At 61.1% G+C, this 19,390-nt stretch carries 16 protein-coding genes; 6 read left to right on the top strand and 10 right to left on the bottom strand.

What is annotated here, in order from left to right; genetic code table 11:
- The first annotated feature begins 341 nt into the window (after window positions 1-341).
- Window positions 342-1,340 (top strand): GTP 3',8-cyclase MoaA, encoded by a 999-nt coding sequence (gene moaA, locus ACM6JM_RS28095; RefSeq protein WP_039767130.1) that lies wholly within the window; start codon window positions 342-344, stop codon window positions 1,338-1,340.
- A gap of 29 nt (window positions 1,341-1,369) precedes the next feature.
- Entirely contained in the window at window positions 1,370-2,269 is a 900-nt protein-coding gene (locus tag ACM6JM_RS28090) for a bestrophin family protein (RefSeq protein ID WP_414882830.1), read from the top strand.
- Between the two features lie 33 nt (window positions 2,270-2,302).
- Here the strand turns inward: ACM6JM_RS28090 and ACM6JM_RS28085 are convergent, their stop codons facing one another.
- The 3 genes from ACM6JM_RS28085 to ACM6JM_RS28075 form a co-directional block, all read right to left on the bottom strand.
- The gene (locus ACM6JM_RS28085) at window positions 2,303-3,589 is read right to left on the bottom strand and encodes an ATP-binding protein (protein WP_414882829.1); all 1,287 of its coding nucleotides are present in this window, start codon (window positions 3,587-3,589) and stop codon (window positions 2,303-2,305) included.
- A complete protein-coding gene (locus tag ACM6JM_RS28080; protein ID WP_011334763.1) occupies window positions 3,590-4,297 on the bottom strand; it encodes a response regulator in 708 nt (235 codons plus the stop codon).
- A gap of 140 nt (window positions 4,298-4,437) precedes the next feature.
- Window positions 4,438-5,046 carry a tRNA-(ms[2]io[6]A)-hydroxylase gene (locus tag ACM6JM_RS28075; RefSeq protein ID WP_085610660.1) on the bottom strand — a complete coding sequence of 203 codons (609 nt, stop codon included), beginning with the start codon at window positions 5,044-5,046 and terminating at the stop codon, window positions 4,438-4,440.
- Between the two features lie 159 nt (window positions 5,047-5,205).
- On the opposite strand from ACM6JM_RS28075, the gene ACM6JM_RS28070 reads away from it, so the two are divergent.
- A complete protein-coding gene (locus ACM6JM_RS28070) occupies window positions 5,206-6,069 on the top strand; it encodes a universal stress protein (protein ID WP_007958823.1) in 864 nt (287 codons plus the stop codon).
- 42 nt (window positions 6,070-6,111) lie between these two features.
- On the opposite strand, the gene ACM6JM_RS28065 is transcribed toward ACM6JM_RS28070, so the two are convergent.
- On the bottom strand, window positions 6,112-6,582 hold the full coding sequence (locus ACM6JM_RS28065; protein ID WP_039767141.1) for a DUF1289 domain-containing protein: 471 nt from the start codon (window positions 6,580-6,582) through the stop codon (window positions 6,112-6,114).
- 469 nt (window positions 6,583-7,051) lie between these two features.
- Here ACM6JM_RS28065 and acnB point away from each other — a divergent pair, with 469 nt between their 5' ends.
- Window positions 7,052-9,661: a bifunctional aconitate hydratase 2/2-methylisocitrate dehydratase gene (gene acnB / locus ACM6JM_RS28060; protein WP_039767143.1), complete on the top strand. Its 2,610-nt coding sequence runs from the start codon at window positions 7,052-7,054 to the stop codon at window positions 9,659-9,661.
- A 299-nt stretch (window positions 9,662-9,960) separates the two neighbouring features.
- Here acnB and ACM6JM_RS28055 read toward each other — a convergent pair whose 3' ends face one another.
- From ACM6JM_RS28055 to ACM6JM_RS28045, 3 genes are all read right to left on the bottom strand, one after another.
- On the bottom strand, window positions 9,961-11,241 hold the full coding sequence (locus ACM6JM_RS28055; RefSeq protein WP_064597506.1) for an HAAAP family serine/threonine permease: 1,281 nt from the start codon (window positions 11,239-11,241) through the stop codon (window positions 9,961-9,963).
- 255 nt (window positions 11,242-11,496) lie between these two features.
- Complete coding sequence (locus ACM6JM_RS28050) at window positions 11,497-11,667, bottom strand: hypothetical protein (protein ID WP_166742324.1); 171 nt, start codon at window positions 11,665-11,667, stop codon at window positions 11,497-11,499.
- A 51-nt stretch (window positions 11,668-11,718) separates the two neighbouring features.
- Window positions 11,719-11,913 carry a hypothetical protein gene (locus ACM6JM_RS28045; protein ID WP_085667572.1) on the bottom strand — a complete coding sequence of 65 codons (195 nt, stop codon included), beginning with the start codon at window positions 11,911-11,913 and terminating at the stop codon, window positions 11,719-11,721.
- A gap of 274 nt (window positions 11,914-12,187) precedes the next feature.
- On the opposite strand from ACM6JM_RS28045, the gene ACM6JM_RS28040 reads away from it, so the two are divergent.
- A complete protein-coding gene (locus tag ACM6JM_RS28040; RefSeq protein ID WP_007958838.1) occupies window positions 12,188-12,571 on the top strand; it encodes a tautomerase family protein in 384 nt (127 codons plus the stop codon).
- Between the two features lie 172 nt (window positions 12,572-12,743).
- Entirely contained in the window at window positions 12,744-13,712 is a 969-nt protein-coding gene (locus ACM6JM_RS28035; protein WP_039767151.1) for a 2-hydroxyacid dehydrogenase, read from the top strand.
- On the opposite strand, the gene tssA is transcribed toward ACM6JM_RS28035, so the two are convergent.
- From tssA to ACM6JM_RS28020, 3 genes are read right to left on the bottom strand one after another with little or no spacing between them, the layout of a single operon-like run.
- Window positions 13,709-14,797: a type VI secretion system protein TssA gene (gene tssA, locus ACM6JM_RS28030; RefSeq protein ID WP_039767153.1), complete on the bottom strand. Its 1,089-nt coding sequence runs from the start codon at window positions 14,795-14,797 to the stop codon at window positions 13,709-13,711. The genes ACM6JM_RS28035 and tssA overlap by 4 nt on opposite strands.
- Window positions 14,794-18,615, bottom strand: a complete 3,822-nt coding sequence (locus tag ACM6JM_RS28025; RefSeq protein ID WP_414882828.1) for a type VI secretion system protein — start codon at window positions 18,613-18,615, stop codon at window positions 14,794-14,796. The genes tssA and ACM6JM_RS28025 overlap by 4 nt, the downstream gene beginning before the upstream one ends.
- A complete protein-coding gene (locus ACM6JM_RS28020; protein ID WP_414882827.1) occupies window positions 18,612-19,376 on the bottom strand; it encodes a DotU/TssL family secretion system protein in 765 nt (254 codons plus the stop codon). The genes ACM6JM_RS28025 and ACM6JM_RS28020 overlap by 4 nt, the downstream gene beginning before the upstream one ends.
- Between the last annotated feature and the right edge of the window lie 14 nt (window positions 19,377-19,390).

The following is a 19,390-nucleotide window of genomic DNA, read 5'->3' as shown; positions in this document are numbered from 1 at the left end:
GATGCACACAGGCAAAAACCTGATCGGGTTTAAACAGCGACGACTGACTTTCAAGTTAAAAAAGCGGTCGTTTCGTTTGACGGGGCCAAGGATAGAAACCGCTGCAAAAACTTGTCTAATCGCTATTAATGACTGCGTTATCGAAAGCATCTATCACCAACTTAATCCCTTTAAATCCGGGCACTTGCAAAACCAGGAAGGGAAAAATGACGAATAAATTTTTCATCATCGACAGCATCAATCGGCCGGTAATCAAGAGTGATTGGACGCTGTTCGAAGTTGCTCATAATCTGCGCCGACCCAATCCCTTCAATAGCGGATTTCACCCAAGCGAGGCTGTCATGTCAGAGCGCGTCTTGATCGATGGTTACAACCGCCGCGTCGACTACCTGCGCATGTCGGTCACCGACCGCTGCGACTTCCGCTGCGTGTATTGCATGGCCGAAGACATGCAGTTTTTGCCGCGCCAACGGGTGCTGACGCTGGAGGAGATCTATCAACTGGCGCAGAGTTTCGTTGCACTGGGCACCCGCAAGATTCGCCTGACCGGCGGCGAGCCGCTGATTCGTCCCGGCGTCGTCGGCTTGTGCAAGCAGATCGCCGCCCTGCCCGGCCTGCGCGAACTGTGCCTGACCACCAACGGCTCGCAACTCGGCAAACTCGCCAGCCCGCTGTTCGATGCCGGGGTCAAACGCCTCAACGTCAGCCTCGACAGCCTTGATGCCGAGCGCTTCAAGCAGATGACCCGCACCGGCGACCTGGGCCAGGTGATCGACGGCATCGACGCCGCACGCGCCGCCGGATTTACCCGCACTAAACTCAACTGCGTGGTGATGCAGGGCCGCAACGATCACGAGATCAATGATCTGGTGCAGTTCGCCATCGAGCGGGATCTGGATATTTCCTTCATCGAGGAAATGCCGCTGGGGATCATCAGCGAACACAGCCGCGCCGAGTCGTTCTTTTCCAGCACTCAGGTGCGCGAAAAGATCGCCGAGCGCTACACCCTGATCGACTCCGCCGAATCGACCCAGGGCCCGTCGCGTTACTGGCGCCTGGCGGAAGCGCCGCACATTCGGCTGGGGTTTATTTCGCCCCACAGCCACAACTTCTGCGGCACCTGCAACCGGGTGCGGCTGACGGTCGAGGGGCGTTTGCTACTGTGTCTGGGGAACGAGCATTCGGTGGATCTGAAAGCGGTGCTGCGGGCTCATCCGGGCCAACCGGAACGGCTCGAGAAAGCCATCATCGAAGCGATGAAACTCAAGCCTTACCGGCACAACTTTGAAGTGAACGACGACGTGCAAGTGGTGCGTTTCATGAACATGACCGGCGGCTGATCCGCCACGTTTGCAAGGCAGAGAGCCGCATGATTATCCGACCCAAGGTCAATCAATTCGCCATTCTCTTCACCCTCAAGGGCTCGATTGCCAAGCGCATCGCCCTGCGCGCCCTGATGGTGACGCTGCTGGCGTCGGCCATCGTGCTGGTGGAAATGCTCCACCCGAGCAACTTCACCAAGGTCAACGCCACACCGTTCACCCTGCTCGGCCTGTCGCTGTCGATCTTCATGAATTTTCGCAACAACGCCTGCTACGACCGCTGGTACGAAGCGCGCAAGGCCTGGGGCGAAGTGATCGTGCATGTGCGCTCGGTGATCCGCGAGACCCATGTGATTCGCGAATCTGCGCAGCGCCGTCTGTTGCTGCTCAACCTCGCAGGTTTTGCCCATGCGCTGAATGCGCGGTTGCGCCGGGAAGACGAAGCCGCCGCCAGCGCCGAATGGATCACCCCGCAGCACGATGCGCAGGTGCCGGATTACAGCGGGCGCATCCTGCAAACCGTCGGTCAACAATGTTCCGATCTGCATGAGGCCGGTGATCTCAGCGAGTGGCGCTACATGCTGCTGGCCAATCACCTGACCAGCCTGACCCAAGCACAGGCCGTGTGCGAGCGGATCAAGAACACGCCGCTGCCCTTCCCGTACACCTTGCTGCTGCACCGTACGATTTATCTGTTTTGCATCCTGCTGCCGTTCGCCATGGCCGAACCGCTGGGCTGGCTGACGCCGCTGTTCACGGCGATTGTCAGCTACACCTTCTTCGGGCTGGATGCGATTGCCGATGAGCTGGAAGACCCGTTCGGCCGGGATGAAAACGATTTGCCGACCGATGCGCTGGTGCGCAGCATCGAGCGGGATATTCTCTCGGAGCTGGGAACGGAACCGTTGCCGCCAGCGCTGAAACCGGTGGACTACGTCCTCAGTTAATCGACTGCCTCCATTTCCGGGAAGGGAGAGTCATTAATCCAGATGCGCCCAGGTCATGCGGAACGACGCCCCGCCCCATGATGAATCGCCGACCTCGACCTGCCCGCCATGGGATTGCGACACCCGCCGCACCAGCGCCAGGCCGAGGCCGAAGCCGCCCGTGCGGCGGTCGCGGCTGGCGTCCAGACGCGAGAACGGTTCGAAGATTTTCTCCCGTCCATCCAGCGGCACGCCCGGGCCGTCATCGTTGACCTGCACTTCGTATTGATCGCCGATGCGCACCAGCGACACCTCGACACGCTGCTCGGCATAGCGAATGGCATTGCGCAGCAGATTGATCACCGCCCGCGCCATGAACCGCGGTTCGATCCGTACTTCATCGACCCGGCAATCAACGATCAATAGCTGCACCCCGGCGGCCTCGGCCTCCAGCGCCACGCTGCCGACCACGCTGTCGAGCCAGTTGGCGGCCTGAATGTTTTCGCGGGTAATCACCGTCGCGCCACGTTCGAGGCTGGCGTAGGTCAGCAGTTCGGAGACCATTTCTTCCAGCTCGCCGAGGTCGGCATACATGTCGGCGATCAGTTCGCGGTTCTGGCTGGCGTCCGGTTGCTGCTTGAGCTGATCGAGCTCGAACGACAACCGGGCAATCGGCGTGCGCAGTTCGTGGGAGACCGCGTTGGTCAGTTCGCGCTGATTGGCGATCAGGCCTTCGATGCGCGCCGCCATCAGGTTGAAGTGGCCGGCCAGGTCGCGGATGTTCGAGCGTTTGGACAGCTGAATCCGCACCGAGAGGTCGTTGTCGCCGAAGCGCTCGGCGGCCAGCCGCAGTTTTTCCAGATCGCGCCAGTGCGGACGAACCCAGAAGTACAGGACGATGCCGAGCAGCACAGCCAGCATCAGGTAGGCCCCGGCAATGTAGAACGGCATCAGACTCGGCTCGGGCGGCAGCTTGATGCTGAGCAACTGCGAACCACCGTCGATGTTGCTGATGAACTGGGTGTAGTCATCGCGAATTACCAACAGATCCTGGGCCAGTTCGGCTTTTTCCTGATCGTTGAGGTTCAATTGGTCAGCCTCGACCAGACTCAGCGTCAGCCCGTAGTGCGGCCGTAACGCCTCCAGTTGCGCCTCGCGCGCCGCGCCCTGCTGGTCGCGCATGTGTTCGACCAGCGACCAGGCCTGACCGCGCACCGCTTCACGGTTGTAGGCCTGCATCTGGTTGTCGAGCAAGGCGTTGAAGGTGTGTTCGACGGTTTGCAGCGCCGCCACCAGCCCGACGGTCATCACCAGAAACAGCCCGAGAAATAACCGCAGCATCTACAACTCCCACGCGAACGGATTGAACAGGTAACCCTTGCCCCACACGGTCTTGATGCACACCGGCTCGCGAGGGTTGTCCTTGAGTTTGTTGCGCAACTTGCTGATGTAAACGTCGACGCTGCGGTTGAGGCCATCGAAGGCGATGCCGCGCATGCGGTTGAGAATGTCATCGCGCGACAGGATCTTGCCGGCGGCGCTGGCCAGCAGCCACAGCAGCTCGAATTCCATGGTGGTCAGCTCGATCAGCTCGCCCGCCAGACGCACTTCGCGGCAACTGCGGTCGATGATCAGGTTGCCGAACTCCAGTGAACTGACCACGCCGCTGTCCGGCACCTGCCGGCGTTGCAGAGCCCGCAGGCGTGCGAGCAGAACCGGCGGCTTGATCGGTTTGATCACGTAGTCATCGGCGCCGGACTCCAGGCCCAGAATGTGGTCGAGGTCATCTTCCTTGGCGGTCAGGATGACAATCGGTGTGTCCGACACGCTGCGGATTTCCCGGCATACGTGCAGGCCACTCTGCCCCGGCAGCATCAAGTCGAGCACCACCACTTTGGGCTTGAATTCGAGAAACGCGGCCACGGCCAGGTCGCCGCGATGCACCGTGCGCACCTCGTAGCCGTGTTGTTCGAGAAAGTGGGCGATCAGCGCGGCCAGCCGCTCATCGTCTTCCACCAGCAGGACTCTGCCAAAACCCAGGTTATCCATAACAACCGCCGCCAACCGCTTTGTGAAGTGGGCGCCATTATGGCGGCATTCGCGGGCGAGTCGTTTATCGCAGGCAGCAAAAACCGGGCTCCGGGGCCGGTTTTCGTTGATGTTTCATACTCTTAAGAGTTTTTAACAATTCATGCCGCGACGGGTACGCCGCTGTGGAAGCGGAATTCCTCGTCCGGCGATTCGATCAGGTCCTGCTCGGCGGCGCGAACTTTCTCGATCACCTGGGCGATGTCCTTGGCGTCACCGTACTGGTAGGCCAGTTTCAGGTAACCCTGGAAATGCCTGGCCTCGCTTTTCAGCAGGCCGAAGTAGAACTTGCCGAGTTCTTCGTCCAGGTGCGGCACCAGCGCTTCGAACCGCTCGCAACTGCGCGCTTCGATAAAGGCGCCGACCACCAGGGTGTCGACCAGTTTCACCGGTTCATGGCTGCGCACCACTTTGCGCAGGCTCGAGGCATAACGGCCGGCATGCAGCTGGCGCAGTTCGATCTTGCGTCGCTTCATGATGCGCATCACCTGCTCGTGGTGCACCAGTTCTTCCCGGGCCAGACGCGACATCATGTTGATCAGATCGACATGGGAATGGTACTTGGCGATCAGGCTCAAGGCGGTGCTGGCGGCCTTGAACTCGCAGTTCTTGTGGTCGATCAGCAGGGTTTCCTGATCGGCCAGCGCGGCCTGGACCCAGGCGTCAGGCGTGCGGCAACCAAGGAATTCGTGGATTTCGGGAAGGATCATGGGGCTCACGGTCAAAAGGTGTTCGAGCGAAGGGCGCCGATTATACCGGCCTGCCCGCAGACCACCAGCGGCCGGCGTTGATATGCATCAAGTCGCAGGCACGGCAGCAGCAACTATAGTTGTGCAACGCCGTGCCTTTTCATTGCTGGAGACTCCGCTATGCAAGCCATTCGCAGCATTCTGGTGGTTATCGAACCCGAACACGCGGAAAGCCTGGCGCTCAAGCGCGCCAAGCTGATCGCCGGGGTGACCCAGGCCCATCTGCACCTGCTGGTCTGCGACAAAAAGCACGATCACGCCGGCATGCTCAGCGTGCTCAAGGCCGCGCTGCTGGCGGACGGCTACAGCGTCACCACCGAACAGGCGTGGAACGAGAGCCTGCACGAAACCATCATCGACGTGCAGCAGGCCGAAGGTTGCGGGCTGGTGATCAAACAGCATTTCCCCGACAGCTCGCTGAAGAAGGCCCTGCTGACCCCGGCGGACTGGAAACTGCTGCGCCATTGCCCTACTCCCGTGCTGCTGGTGAAAACCGCCGGTTCGTGGAAGGACAAGGTGATTCTGGCGGCGGTCGACGTGGGCAATGCCGACGGCGAACACCGTCATCTGCACACCACGATCATCGACCATGGGTTCGACATCGCCAGCTTGGCCAAGGGGCATCTGCACGTAATTACCGCTCATCCGTCGCCGATGCTGTCGGCGGCCGACCCGACGTTCCAGCTCAAGGAAACCATCGAGGCGCGCTACCGCGAGCAATGCCGGGCGTTTCAGGCTGAATTCGACATCGATGACGCTCACCTGCACGTCGAGGAAGGCCCGGCCGATGTGCTGATTCCGTTCATGGCGCACAAGCTGCAGGCGGCGGTGACGGTGATCGGCACCGTGGCGCGCAGCGGGGTATCCGGTGCGTTAATTGGCAATACCGCCGAACAGGTGCTGGATCAGCTGGAAAGCGACGTGCTGGTGCTCAAGCCTCAGGAGGTTGAAGACCATCTGGTGGAGTTGGCGGTCAAGCATTGACCTTTGCGGCCAGGGAGCAATCTCCCTGGCCGCAAGCCAACCTCAGTCGCCGAGCGCATCCTTAAGAAAACCGGGCGCGATGTAGCGCTGATAGTGCGCTTCCGACAGCAGGAAAAATTCCCGATCAATGGCATCGCGCAGTTCCGGCAGGTTCCAGTCGCGAAACTCCGGCAGCAGCACCATGCCGTAGGCTTCCAGATTAATGATCACCCGCGCGCCCCGGGCGATCAGCTGATACGCCCAGCAATATTCCGACTGATGCGGCACGAAGCGGATCTTGCGCTGTTCCAGTTGCAGGCGCAGACGCGCCGGATCGAAGACCTCGACCTTGCTCGCCATCACTTGTGACAGCAATTGCTCAAGACGCAGCCAGACCGCGCGCTTTTCCTCCTCGTTGTAACCGTTCCAATGGATCACTTCATGGTGGAAACGCTTGCAGCCACGGCACACCAGATCACCGTAAACGGTGGAGCAGAGGCCGACGCAGGGGGTCTTGATGGTCTGATTGGGCATAGAGTGGGCAAAACACTTGAAACGCGGAACAGGTCGGCATGTTAGCCCTTTGTCCGCCATTCATCACCCCTCAAACGTCAGGGGCAAGCGCCGGATCAGGGTTTGCCCCACCTGCGCACAACGCAACCAAAGTCCAATAGAGCGCGACTTACCTTTAAATTTTTTTTGCCGTAGAATCAGCCAGCCTTTTTAGGCGCCAATGTCCGTTAGAAGCTGTTTTCAAAGCGTCACGAGCACAGTCGTTCCTTCAGAGCGGTGTTGGCGTAAGGTTTTTCCAGCGGGGAAAAGCCATACGCCAACCCTCATCAGCTCCCCGTTCTGCAGGCGTAAAACTTTGAAAGCAGCTTCTGTAAGGAATTGCCGGTAATTCTGGCCGAACGACCCACAACGTCGTGAGGAGCATGAGTACGGCAATTTCGGGATGAGCGTCCCGGACACCCATTTGGGACCACTGATGAGGGTAATAACTGTGCTTGAAGCCTACCGCAAACATATCGAAGAGCGTGCAGCCCTGGGTATCGTTCCCCAGCCGCTTAACGCCGAACAAACTGCAGGCCTGGTCGAGCTGCTGAAGAATCCTCCGGCTGGCGAAGAAGCTTTCCTCGTTGACCTGATCACCAATCGCGTACCACCAGGAGTGGACGAAGCCGCCTACGTCAAGGCCGGTTTCCTCTCCGCACTGGCCAAGGGCGAAGTCTCCTCCCCTCTGCTGGACAAGAAGCGCGCTGTAGAACTGCTCGGCACCATGCAGGGCGGCTACAACATCGTGACCCTGGTTGAACTGCTGGACAACGCCGAGCTGGCGCCAGTGGCCGCCGAGGAACTCAAGCACACCCTGCTGATGTTCGATGCCTTCCACGACGTGGCTGAAAAGGCCAAGAACGGCAACGTTCACGCCAAGGCCGTGCTGCAATCCTGGGCTGACGGCGAGTGGTTCAAGAAGCGTCCGGTGCTGGCCGACAAGATCAGCCTGCGCGTCTTCAAGGTGACTGGCGAAACCAACACCGACGACCTGTCCCCTGCTCCTGACGCCTGGTCGCGTCCAGACATCCCGCTGCACGCCCTGGCCATGCTGAAAATGGCCCGTGACGGCATCGTTCCGGACGAGCAAGGCAAGACCGGCCCGATGAAGCAGATCGAAGAAATGCGCGGCCAGGGCTTCCCTATCGCCTACGTCGGTGACGTGGTCGGTACCGGTTCCTCGCGTAAATCGGCGACCAACTCGGTTCTGTGGTTCTTCGGCGACGACATCCCTTACGTGCCGAACAAGCGCGCTGGCGGTTTCTGCTTCGGCAGCAAAATTGCCCCGATCTTCTACAACACCATGGAAGATGCCGGCGCACTGCCAATCGAGTTCGACGTATCGAACATGAACATGGGCGACGTGATCGACCTGTACCCGCACGCAGGCAAAGTCTGCAAGCACGGTACCGACGAAGTCATCACCACCTTCGAAATGAAAACCCCGGTCCTGCTGGACGAAGTCCGCGCCGGCGGCCGTATCCCGCTGATCATCGGCCGTGGCCTGACCGAGAAGGCTCGCGCCGAACTGGGTCTGCCAGCGTTCGACCTGTTCAAGAAGCCGGAAGCACCGGCTGAAAGCACCAAGGGCTTCACCCTGGCGCAGAAAATGGTCGGCAAGGCTTGCGGTCTGGCAGAAGGCAAAGGCGTTCGTCCTGGCACCTACTGCGAACCGAAGATGACCACCGTAGGTTCTCAGGACACCACCGGTCCAATGACCCGTGACGAACTGAAAGACCTGGCGTGCCTGGGCTTCTCCGCTGATCTGGTGATGCAGTCCTTCTGCCACACCGCGGCCTATCCAAAGCCGATCGACGTGACCACCCACCACACCCTGCCTGACTTCATCATGACCCGCGGCGGTGTTTCCCTGCGTCCGGGCGACGGCATCATCCACTCGTGGCTGAACCGCATGCTGCTGCCGGACACCGTCGGTACCGGTGGTGACTCGCACACCCGTTTCCCGATGGGCATCTCGTTCCCGGCCGGTTCCGGCCTGGTCGCGTTCGCCGCTGCCACCGGCGTCATGCCGCTGGACATGCCGGAATCGATCCTGGTGCGCTTCAAAGGCAAAATGAAACCTGGCATCACCCTGCGTGACCTGGTTCATGCCATTCCTTACTTCGCCATCCAGAACGGTCTGCTGACCGTCGAGAAGAAAGGCAAGAAAAACGCCTTCTCCGGCCGCATCCTGGAAATCGAAGGCCTGGAAGGTCTGACCCTGGAACAGGCGTTCGAACTGTCCGACGCCTCGGCCGAACGTTCGGCTGCCGGTTGCACCATCAAGCTGTCGAAAGAGTCGATCACCGAGTACCTGCAGTCCAACATCACCCTGCTGCGCTGGATGATCGGCGAAGGCTACGGCGATGCGCGTACCCTGGAGCGTCGTGCTCAAGCGATGGAAGCCTGGATCGCCAACCCGCAGTTGATGGAAGCCGATGCCGACGCCGAGTACGCCGAAGTCATCGAAATCGATCTGGCCGATATCAGCGAGCCTGTACTGTGCGCGCCGAACGACCCGGACGACGCCCGTCTGCTGTCCAGCGTTGCTGGCGAGAAAATCGACGAAGTGTTCATCGGTTCGTGCATGACCAACATCGGTCACTTCCGCGCTGCCGGTAAACTGCTGGATCAGGTCAAGGGTCAGCTGCCAACCCGTCTGTGGCTGTCGCCGCCGACCAAGATGGACGCTCACCAACTGACCGAAGAAGGCTACTACGGCATCTACGGCAAGGCCGGCGCCCGCATGGAAATGCCAGGCTGCTCGCTGTGCATGGGTAACCAGGCACGCGTTGAGCCGAACAGCACCGTGGTGTCGACCTCGACCCGTAACTTCCCGAACCGTCTGGGCGACGGCGCGAACGTCTACCTGGCTTCGGCTGAGCTTGCGTCCGTCGCTTCGATCCTGGGTCGCCTGCCGACCGTCGAGGAGTACATGGAATACGCTGGCAAGATCGACAGCATGGCGGCCGACGTTTACCGCTACCTGTCCTTCGACCAGATTGCCGAGTTCCGTGAAGCTGCTGCGAACGCCAAGATCCCGGTCGTTCAAGCCTAACGCTGCAACGCAATGAAAAACGCCGCCCATCGCGAGATGAGCGGCGTTTTTTTATGCCTGCCGGATGGGCCTCGCCCCGCGCTGATCGTTCCCACGCTCCGCGTGGGAATGCCTCTTGTGACGCTCTGCGTCACGGTTCAGGACGCAGAGCGTCCTTGGCTGCGTTCCCACGCAGAGCGTGGGAACGATCATCTTGGGAGCGAACCTGCCCGCGAAGATCGCAGGCACAAAAAAGGCCGACCCGCGAGGCAGATCGGCCTTTGTGTTTCACAAGATCAATCGGGATCTGGTGTTGAACCTCAAGCCGTCAGCGAATAGATCAACGCCGAAATCGCCACCAGACCCACTGCGGTGACAAACACGTTCGACATCTGCCCACGATAACGGGCCATCGCCGGCACTTTGCGGATCGCGTACATCGGCATCAGGAACAGGATCGCCGCGATGACCGGGCCACCGATGGTTTCAATCATGCCGAGGATGCTCGGGTTCAGGGTCGCCACGATCCAGCACACCACCAGCATGAACGCCGCCACGATGCGGTCCAGCGCCTTGGCGCCCGGACGCTTGCCGCTCTTGACGATCAAGCCCTTCAGGCCTTCGCTGGCACCGATGTAGTGGCCGAGGAACGACTTGGAAATCGCCACAAACGCAATCAGCGGTGCCGCGAACGCGATGGTCGGGTTGCTGAAATGGTTGGCCAGGTACGACAGGATCGACAGGTTCTGCGCCTTGGCTTCGGCCAGTTGCTCCGGCGACAGGGTCAGCACGCAGCTGAACACGAAGAACAGCACCATTACCACCATCAGCAGATGGGCGCGGGACAGGATCTGCGAGCTGCGCTCATCCGCGTGAATGCCGTAACGACGCTTCTGATCCACAGCAAACGCCGAGATGATCGGCGAGTGGTTGAACGAGAACACCATCACCGGAATCGCCAGCCACAGCGTGTGCAGCAGCGCCGACGGTGCCGGCACTTGCGAAGCGGTGGTCAGGATGCCGCCGTTCCAGTGCGGAATCAGGTACACCGCCAGGAACAGCAGCGCGACGATGAACGGATACACCATCAGGCTCATGGCCTTGACGATCACTTGCTCGCCGCAGCGCACCACGGCCAGCAGGCCGAGGATCAGCACGAACGACAGCAGCGCACGCGGTGGCGGCGTGATGTGCAGTTGGTGTTCGAGGAAACTGGCGACCGTGTTGGTCAGGCCGACGCTGTAGATCAGCAGGATCGGGAAGATCGCGAAGAAGTACAGCAGGGTGATCAGCGCGCCGGCCTTGATGCCGAAATGCTGTTCCACCACGTCGGTGATGTCGGCGCCTTCGCGACCGGAGAGCACGAAGCGGGTCAGACCGCGGTGTGCGTAGAACGTCATCGGGAACGCCAGCAGCGCGAGGATCACCAGCGGCCAGAAGCCACCCAGACCTGCGTTGATCGGCAAAAACAGGGTACCGGCGCCGATGGCCGTCCCAAACAGTCCCAACATCCAGGTAGTGTCATGGCGATTCCAGCTCGACAGTTCGGCTGGTGCTGCCGCCTCAAAGCGTTGTTCGACGCTATTGGCCTGATCATTCATCCGGTCGGATCTCCGCATTCCGGTCACTTGCCACTCGGTCAGGACGCGTCGGAAAAAACCGACAGACATGCTCCGGCCGAAACAGGGGCGCGATTCTCCGCGATAAATGAGCAGAAGCAAAGACTTAGCTGAGGAATGGTTGTGCGGAGCAGATCGGAGGCTTGTCGCTTTTGGGAAAAAGACTGTCGGCACAAGATACGCCAAATGTCGTTTTATGGCATGCGCAGGCGCCGAATGAGCCATGGGAAAGCCCGATCAGATCAATCGGGCCAATATGAAGCCAAGGGACATGCAGAAGATGCCGAAGCCAAATAACCCCAACATCGGAAGCATTTCACCTTTGTGTTTGATGCGCATTCTTTCGACCCACTCATCGTGCTCTCGCTCTGAGCGTTCCATTCTGGCCTTGCGGTCATATGTACTCATGCTGATCTTCCTCTGGGTTCCCTGGGCCTGACTGTTTTGAAAGGCGAACACTCAAAATTTGAAAAAAAATCCTGCTACTGCAGTGAATGCAGTCAACACCCCACCAAATACCGCGACTGGATACAAGTTTGCCTCCCACCTCAGCTTCTTTTCCTCCGCCAGCAGCTTTTGTCTTTCAGCCACGAGCTTTCGTGACTCATGTTCCAACCTGTCGAGTTCCAGACTTTCACGATCGTTATGAAACATTGGCCTTCCTTGGCTGATGGCAATTTCCGTCCGGGTTGCCGCTCCGTCCTGAAGAGCGCATCACGTCATGCTCTCTATGGTTCCGCGCTTCTCACCCCGCCGTATAGCGGATGAATCCGGCAGCACTCGTAGGCAACATCCGTAAATCCCGCAGGACGGTGCGTCCATTTCCTAACGTTTTTAAACAACCTCACTGACCGGCATTTTTCGGCTATACCCAATGGCGAATTGACTGACATTCCCGTCCAGTCCCCCTCGCCTGTGGAGCCATCCCATGCCCCTCGTCCGCGTCGACATCAAGAAGAACCCGGACCCGACGTTCGCCAAACGCATTGGCGAAGTGATCTACGCCGCCCTGCGCAGCGAGATCAATGTGCCGGAACACGACAACTTTCAGGTGCTGGCCGAGCACGACGACCAGCACTTCGTCTATGACCCGCAATACCTGGGGATCCAGCGCAGCGACGGCATCGTGTTCATCCAGCTGACCATCAGCGAAGGCCGCACCGTCGAGATGAAACAACGGCTGTTCCAGACCATCGCGCGCAACCTGAACCAGCAACTGGCCGTGCGTCAGGAGGATGTGTTCATCAATCTGGTGGAGGTGAAAAAAGAGAATTGGTCGTTCGGCAACGGCATCGCCCAGTATGTGACCTGATCCTGTGACCACGGGCGCCGGCCTCACCTTCTGACGAAGCACCCGCGCGCTCCCCGCATCAGCTCCTACACTGCCTGATGCGGGGCCGCGCCAGCCATTGCCAAACCGCTCTGGAGTCAGCACTCTGAACCGACTTTTGCGCCCGAAGACCGACGATCACAGGAGCCGAGCAATGCCCGCCACCGTTCTGGTACTGGTTGAAACCATCAATGACTATTTGCCGATTCTCGAACATCAGGGTTTTCACCTGATTCTTGCACCGACCCCTGCTGAACGCGCGCAAGCCATCGCCACCCACGGGGCGCGGATTGACGCGGTGCTGACCCGCGGCCCGCTGGGTTTATATGCTGAAGAGATCGCCGCATTGCCCGCGCTGAAAATCATCTGCGTGATCGGCGCCGGTTACGAGCAGGTCGACCTGCAGGCCGCCAGCGACCGGGGTCTGATCGTGACCAACGGCGCCGGCGTCAACGCTTCGTCGGTGGCCGACCACGCCATGGCCATGCTGCTGGCGCTGGTGCGGGACATTCCGCGCTGCGATGCGGCGGTGCGTCGGGGCGAGTGGCCGAAAATCATGCGCCCGTCGCTGGCCGGCAAGCGCCTGGGGATTCTCGGGCTGGGTGCGGTGGGGATGGCGATTGCCAAACGCGCGGGCCTGGGCTTCGACATGGAGATCAGCTACCACAACCGTCAGGTGCGCAGCGACGTGCCTTACGCGTTCTGCTCGACCCCGACCGAACTGGCCCGGGCCTCGGACTTTCTGGTGGTTGCCACGCCCGGCGGCATCGGCAGCCAGCATCTGGTGACCCGCCCGGTGCTTGATGCCCTGGGGCCCAATGGTTTCATCGTCAACATTGCCCGTGCCAGCGTGATCGCCACTGCCGACTTGATCACCGCACTGGAACAACGTCGAATCGCCGGCGCAGCGCTGGATGTGTTCGATCACGAGCCACAAGTGCCCGATGCGCTGAAAAACCTCAGCAACGTGCTTCTTACCCCTCACGTCGCCGGGTTGTCACCGGAAGCCACCCAAGGCACCGTTGAGCTGGTGGGCAAGAATCTGATGGCGTTCTTCTCCGGGCAACCGGTACTGACGCCGCTCCAGCTACCGCCGAAACTCAACAACCAGCGCGTGCACTAAAGCACGCCGAGCAAGGTCCACAGACGCCGGGATTCGGCGTCTGCCGAAATCAACTCGCCGAGCAGCTCGCTCAACGGTTTGTTGCCCCACTCGACCCCGCGCCGGATCAGATACGGCACCGGGCTATGGGGTTCGGTGCGGGCCAGGTACTCGGCGATCAACAGCAATTGCCGATAAGCCTCTTCGCGACTGGCGGGTTCGCGCGGCACTGGCGCGGTTTCGACTGAGGCCGTGACCGACGCTTCAACAGGCGAAACCGCGACCGGCGCAGGCGGTGGTGCCGACAGCGGTTGTTGTGGGTGCATGGCGATAAACTCCTGAACCAGTGTCAGCAACGCTTGAAGGGTGTCCTGCAACGGCCCGAGCCCCGGTCCCTGATCTCCCAGATACGCATCGCACCAGGCATCGAGACGCTGCAGGTGTTGCAGGCTCAGCAGCAGATTGCCTTGATGGCGCAGCCAGAAGGCCATGGGCGTGGTCCGCACCTGTTCGATGAGTTTCTTGTGTTCGCTGCGCGCAGTTTCGGCTGACGCCTTGGCGCCTTTGGAGTCGTTGGCCTGCACCTGCTGCATCTGAATCCGTCGCCAGGTTTCGAGGGTGTAACCCTCAAAGTCGCTGTTGTGCGTGCCAAATAAAGGCACCCGGGTCAGCAGCACTTCACTGTAGCGACGCACCAGCCACTCCAGCGGAATCGCCCGCCACGACTGGTCACCGTCATCGGCCTGCGGGTGCAACTGTTCGGGATAGCGCTCACACAGACCGGCGATCAGCGCCAGACTGCCCGGCAGTCCGTCGAGTGCCTGCAGGTGCAGCCAGGCCTCGCCCAACCAAGCGCTGAGCATCAGGTCCTTGCTGCGCTCGAGCAATAGCAGGGTGGTCAGCCGCTCGACTTCCGGCCAGTTGGCCCGTTTCAGGGTCGACTGCCAGACGCCGGTGGGCAAACTCGCGTCGTCCTCACGGCGCAGATCGCGCAACTGGTCGTACTCGCGCTCATAGCGCAGGTCCGCACCACAGGGCGCGTCGTCGCTGATGGGCGCAAGCAACTGATCGATCAGGTCAGGCAATGGGATCGAGGGCAGGCTCACAAATCCTCCTTCTGCAATTCAAGGGCGGCGGTGGTACCGGTCACCTGGAACGGCGAACGCGGCGCACGGGTCGGCAACGGCGGAATCGACAACGGCAGTTTCGAGCCCTGGCTCATCAGCGACACGCGCACGAACATCCGGGTGAATTCGCTGGTGACGCTGTCATTCTGCGCAGTCACCGGCAGGCGCAGGCTCAACGGAAAATCGGTGTAATCCATGCTCGGCTGACGTTGCACCGAGAAGTGCGCGCGCATCAGGCGCAGCAGCGACCACGGCCCGCCATACTCCCAACCGGCCTCCAGATCGCGCACCACCAGGTTCGGTTGCAGCGGGTCGTTGACCGGACGCTCCTTGCCGTTGCGCGCCCAGCGCAGGGTCAGGCGGATCGGCTGACCGGGCATCCAGCGCAGGTTCGGCTGGTCGGCAGCGGGATAGCTGATCTGCTGATTACCGGCCAGCAAGCCCCAGGCAATCACCTGATCGGCGCCCTTCTCTTCTTCGCGATCGGTGCGCCAGCGCACGTCGAGTTCGACGCCGAGAATCCCGCTCTTGTCCCGCACGAACAGCGGCGTCAGCCAGACGCTGGCCTGTTTCACCCGGTTGAGAAAATCTTCCGCCGCCAGCCGCTCCGGGGTCTGGCTCAGAACCAGTCCGGCCTGAGCCACCGGCAAGCGCTTGTCGATGATTTCCAGAAAGTGCTGAACCCGCGCCGGGTCGGCATCCTGAGCCTGAACACCGTTGGCAAAAGGAAAGCGATCGGCCAGGTACTGATTGAAATAGCCGGCCAACTCGTTCCACGCGGCGGCTGCCTGTTGCTGTTGCAGGAGCTGGCAGCGTTGCAGGGCCGACTGCTGCAGCTCCACCGCACGCATCGCCAGGGTGCCACGCCCGCCGGTCAGATTGGCGGTCTGCAACACCTGCACGCAGGAGCCGGTGTCCATTTCAATGAAGTCGCGGCTGACCAGTTGCTCGATCTGCGCCGGTGAACTGGCGGGGTTGGAATCCTTGTACTTGAGCAATTCGTCGTTGAGCGCGCTGAACTGGGTCACGCGCTCGTAATCCAGCGCCGACAGATTGCCCTGCTGGGTCTTCAGCCACTCCAGCGCCGGAGCGCGACGCTCGGTGATGCCGAGCATGGTGTTGAATTGCTGCTTGAGGCTCAGTTTCAGATCCTGCACATCGCTGGCGCCATAGAGTTGCAGGCCGAGGTTTTTCGAGCCGTCCCACTGGCTGATTTCCGTACGGCCGCCGAACAGCGGCTGCGCGGTAATTTCATCCAGCCCGCCGACAATCTGCGCCATCGCCCGGCGGTTCAACGCCCCTTGCAGACGCGCCGCCAGATCACTGCGATGCACCTCGACAAAGGCCTTTTGCAGGTTCATTGCCTGCACCGCCTGCACGTTGAACACCGCGTAGGCATGAGTCTGGTCATCGTGATCCTTGAGGCTCAACCACATCGCCTGCGCCGCGGCGGTTTCAGCCGCTTGCAGCAATGCTTCGCGATAGGCCGGCGGAATGCGCGGCAGCTCTTCGGCAACGTAAGTTTTATAGCTGGCGAAATAATTCAGAGACACGTTGAGGTCATCGCCATCCACGGTCTGACCTTGCCGATTGACGCTGTTCTGACTGGCGCGCAGGGCAATCGAGACAAAGTCGCGCTTGAACAGGGCCTGCACCGCGTTGTTGAGCTTGACCACCTGATCCTGCAGCGCCAGTTGCCCGCTGCCCTGCTGCACCAGCAGATTGCCCCGCGAACCCACCTGGGCGATCCATTGATCGCGAAAACTCTGCTGCAACTTACCGGCCTGCGCATCAAGCTGCTGCTCTACGGGCGGGCCCAGCAATGAACTCTTGCGCACCTTGTCGAGAAATTCGCGATAACCCGGCACCAGCTCCTGACCCTTGCCGCGACTCCAGGTCGAGTTGGTCAGGGCGATCGCCGCTTGCAGGTCGTCGATCAGGGCGCGCAGGTCTTCCAGTTCGGTGAGGCTGTTGCCACTCCCGGCTTCAAGCTGTTCCAGATGCAACTTGAGGTAGCCGGCCTTGCTGACGAAGTTGTCGGCCAGAAAATACTGATCGAGCCAGCGCTCCATCAGCCCGGTGAAATTACTCACGATCAACGGCCGTTCAACGCTCAGATCCAGAGCCTGGAAGTCGCCGCCATCACTGGCTGCGAGCAGCCGGTTGTAGTAGGCGGCATGGGGCAAGGTGCCGGCGTTGAGGTTGAGTGACAGCGCGCTGTTGCTCAGCTGCGCCAAATCCTCCAGCGGCGTCCGCTGATTGTTCTGTACCTGGGCGAACAACTGATTCTGTTGTTCCAGACGCAAGGCCCGCTCGACCAGATCCGTGGCCTTCTGATAATTCTGCCACTGCGCCGGGTCTTCGCTTTCGACGCTGGCGCGCCGGTCGGTGGCGCGGATCGCCTTGATTTTCGCGAGCTCCGCGACCAGCAGATCGTGCAGCGGTTGCAGCATGTGGCGCTGGGTCGACCTGAATACTTCCTGTTCGAGTCGCCCGTCCAGCGAGGAAAACCATGACGTCGGAAAGGCCAGCGAAACGTAGTGCCAGTGCGGCGCCCGTTCCAGCACCCGCCAGAAGTTCTGCACGTTGCGCCGGGTCGGCTCGACCCGATGCTCGTCGTCGGTGACCGCCACGTAATTTTTCTGCGCGCCCAGCAGCAGCCGCGCCAGTTCATGGGCGTCCTTGACCGACGCCTGCCAGACCCAGAGCATCGCCACCGCCCACACCACCCCGACCACCAGCGCCACCCCGGCGGTGACTCGCTGCCAGCGCTGGCGCAAGCGCAACAGGCGCGGCACGCCCTGGGCCAGCCCGCGTTCGCCGACTATTCGCTGGCGCCACAACTGACGGACAAATGCACTTTGCTGCAGACCGCTGTCACCGGCAGAAAAGCCGTCCAGCGCATCGTCGGCCGGCTGATTGGCCGTCAGGTAAACGCCACGAAAACACGGTGCTTCGCCCTGAGCGTTGCCTTGAAACACCGGCTCAAGCACGTTCTGCAAACCGCGGCGCAGGGTTTCCAGACGTTCCGGCAAGGCGTACAGATCCGCACTCAAATGCCCGGACAAGGTGCCGATTTCAATCACCGCCTCCGCCACCGCGCGGTGTAGCCGATCCAGCGCCTGATCGCTCCATTGCCCCTGCCACACTGCATCGCGGGCATAGGGCGACGACCAGCCCAAGGTGCGATCGCGAGCCTCGTCCGGCAACGCGCTGATCAGTTCCTGAAATCCCGGCAGTTCTTCCAGCCCGGTGATGACCACGTACACCGGCAGGCTCAGACCAAAGCGCTGCAACAGATCGATGAAACGCCGACGCGCCGCCAGCCCCAGTTGCGTAGCCTGTTCCAGATTGCTCAACCGACTGACCGGCACCGTCCAGATCACCCCGTCCAGCGGACGCTTGCTGCGCAGGCGCAGGATCAACCCGAGCAGGCGCCACCAGCCGCCGCGTTGCAGGTGCATGCCGTCTTCCGGCAGAAACAGTGCCTGCGGCACCACCAGCACCGCGCCTTCGGAGTCCGACCACCAGCGACCGAACCACGCCGGTTTGTCGGTGGGTTGCAGACGCCATTGAGTGGCGAGTTGCGCGCCCTGAGTTTCATCGCCGAGCATCAGCAGCCACGGCATCTGATACCGGTCGTGGGCACCCTGCTCCTGTTCCATGTGCCGCACCGCAGCGTAGAAACTGCGGATCGCCGCGCCGCTCTGGGTACGCAACCACCACACCGCCACCGCGATGATCACCAGCAGCAGAAGGATGGCGACCACCCAGGCCACGATCGTCAGGGTACTCATGAGTCTTGCTCCGGCGCCGCCAGCGTGTCGGGCGCCTGCAACACCGGCTCCAGTTCCTGACGGATGTCACGCCACAGAAACTGCCCGAGCCCGGTCAGCAGCAGAATCATCGCCAGAATGCCCAGCGCCAGACGAAAGCCATCGGGCAACGCCGTGCGCACCGGCAACTGCAAGGGTGTCGCCAGCGAAGGCTGTACCAGACGCAGGCTGACACCCTCGTAATCGGCCTCGTCCTGCCAGGCAAACGTGAACAGCGCCCGCCGCCATTTCTCTCGCTGCACCTGGCCCTGCTCACCGCGCAGGCGTCCGTGAAAACCGAGGATCAGACACTGCAAATACACGTTGGCCAGATCGCGGGTGGTGGGCTGCTGTTCATCGAGCAGGGTCTGGATCGCCGCCGGCACTTGCTCGCCGGCCTGACGGCTGGAATACAGTCGCGACTCCAGGGGCTTTTCCTGCCAGGCACTCTGGCCCGGCCACGGGCTGAACAGCAGGGTTTCATCGACCAGCGCGACAAACGCGTACACCAACGCCTTGACCTGCTCGGTCGCCGAATCGCCGACCCGGGCAAACGCGGTGCGCCACAACCGTTGCGAAGCCTGGGTCGAGAGTTCGACCACGGTTTCGACCAGCGCCGCTTCGTCCTCGCTGTCCTTGGGCAACTGGCTCCAGTCCTGCGACCACTGCTGCCAGGTGTGGCGGAACGCACTGCTCAGCGGAGCGTCCTGCAACCCGAGGCTTGCGGCACTTCCTTGCGACATACGACGTTCCTTGT

The organism is Pseudomonas sp. IT-P2, from assembly GCF_949767575.1.
Lineage (GTDB): Bacteria > Pseudomonadota > Gammaproteobacteria > Pseudomonadales > Pseudomonadaceae > Aquipseudomonas > Aquipseudomonas pharyngis.
The sequence above is the reverse complement of the archived record's forward strand: the minus strand, read 5'-3'. Positions and strand labels throughout refer to the sequence as shown.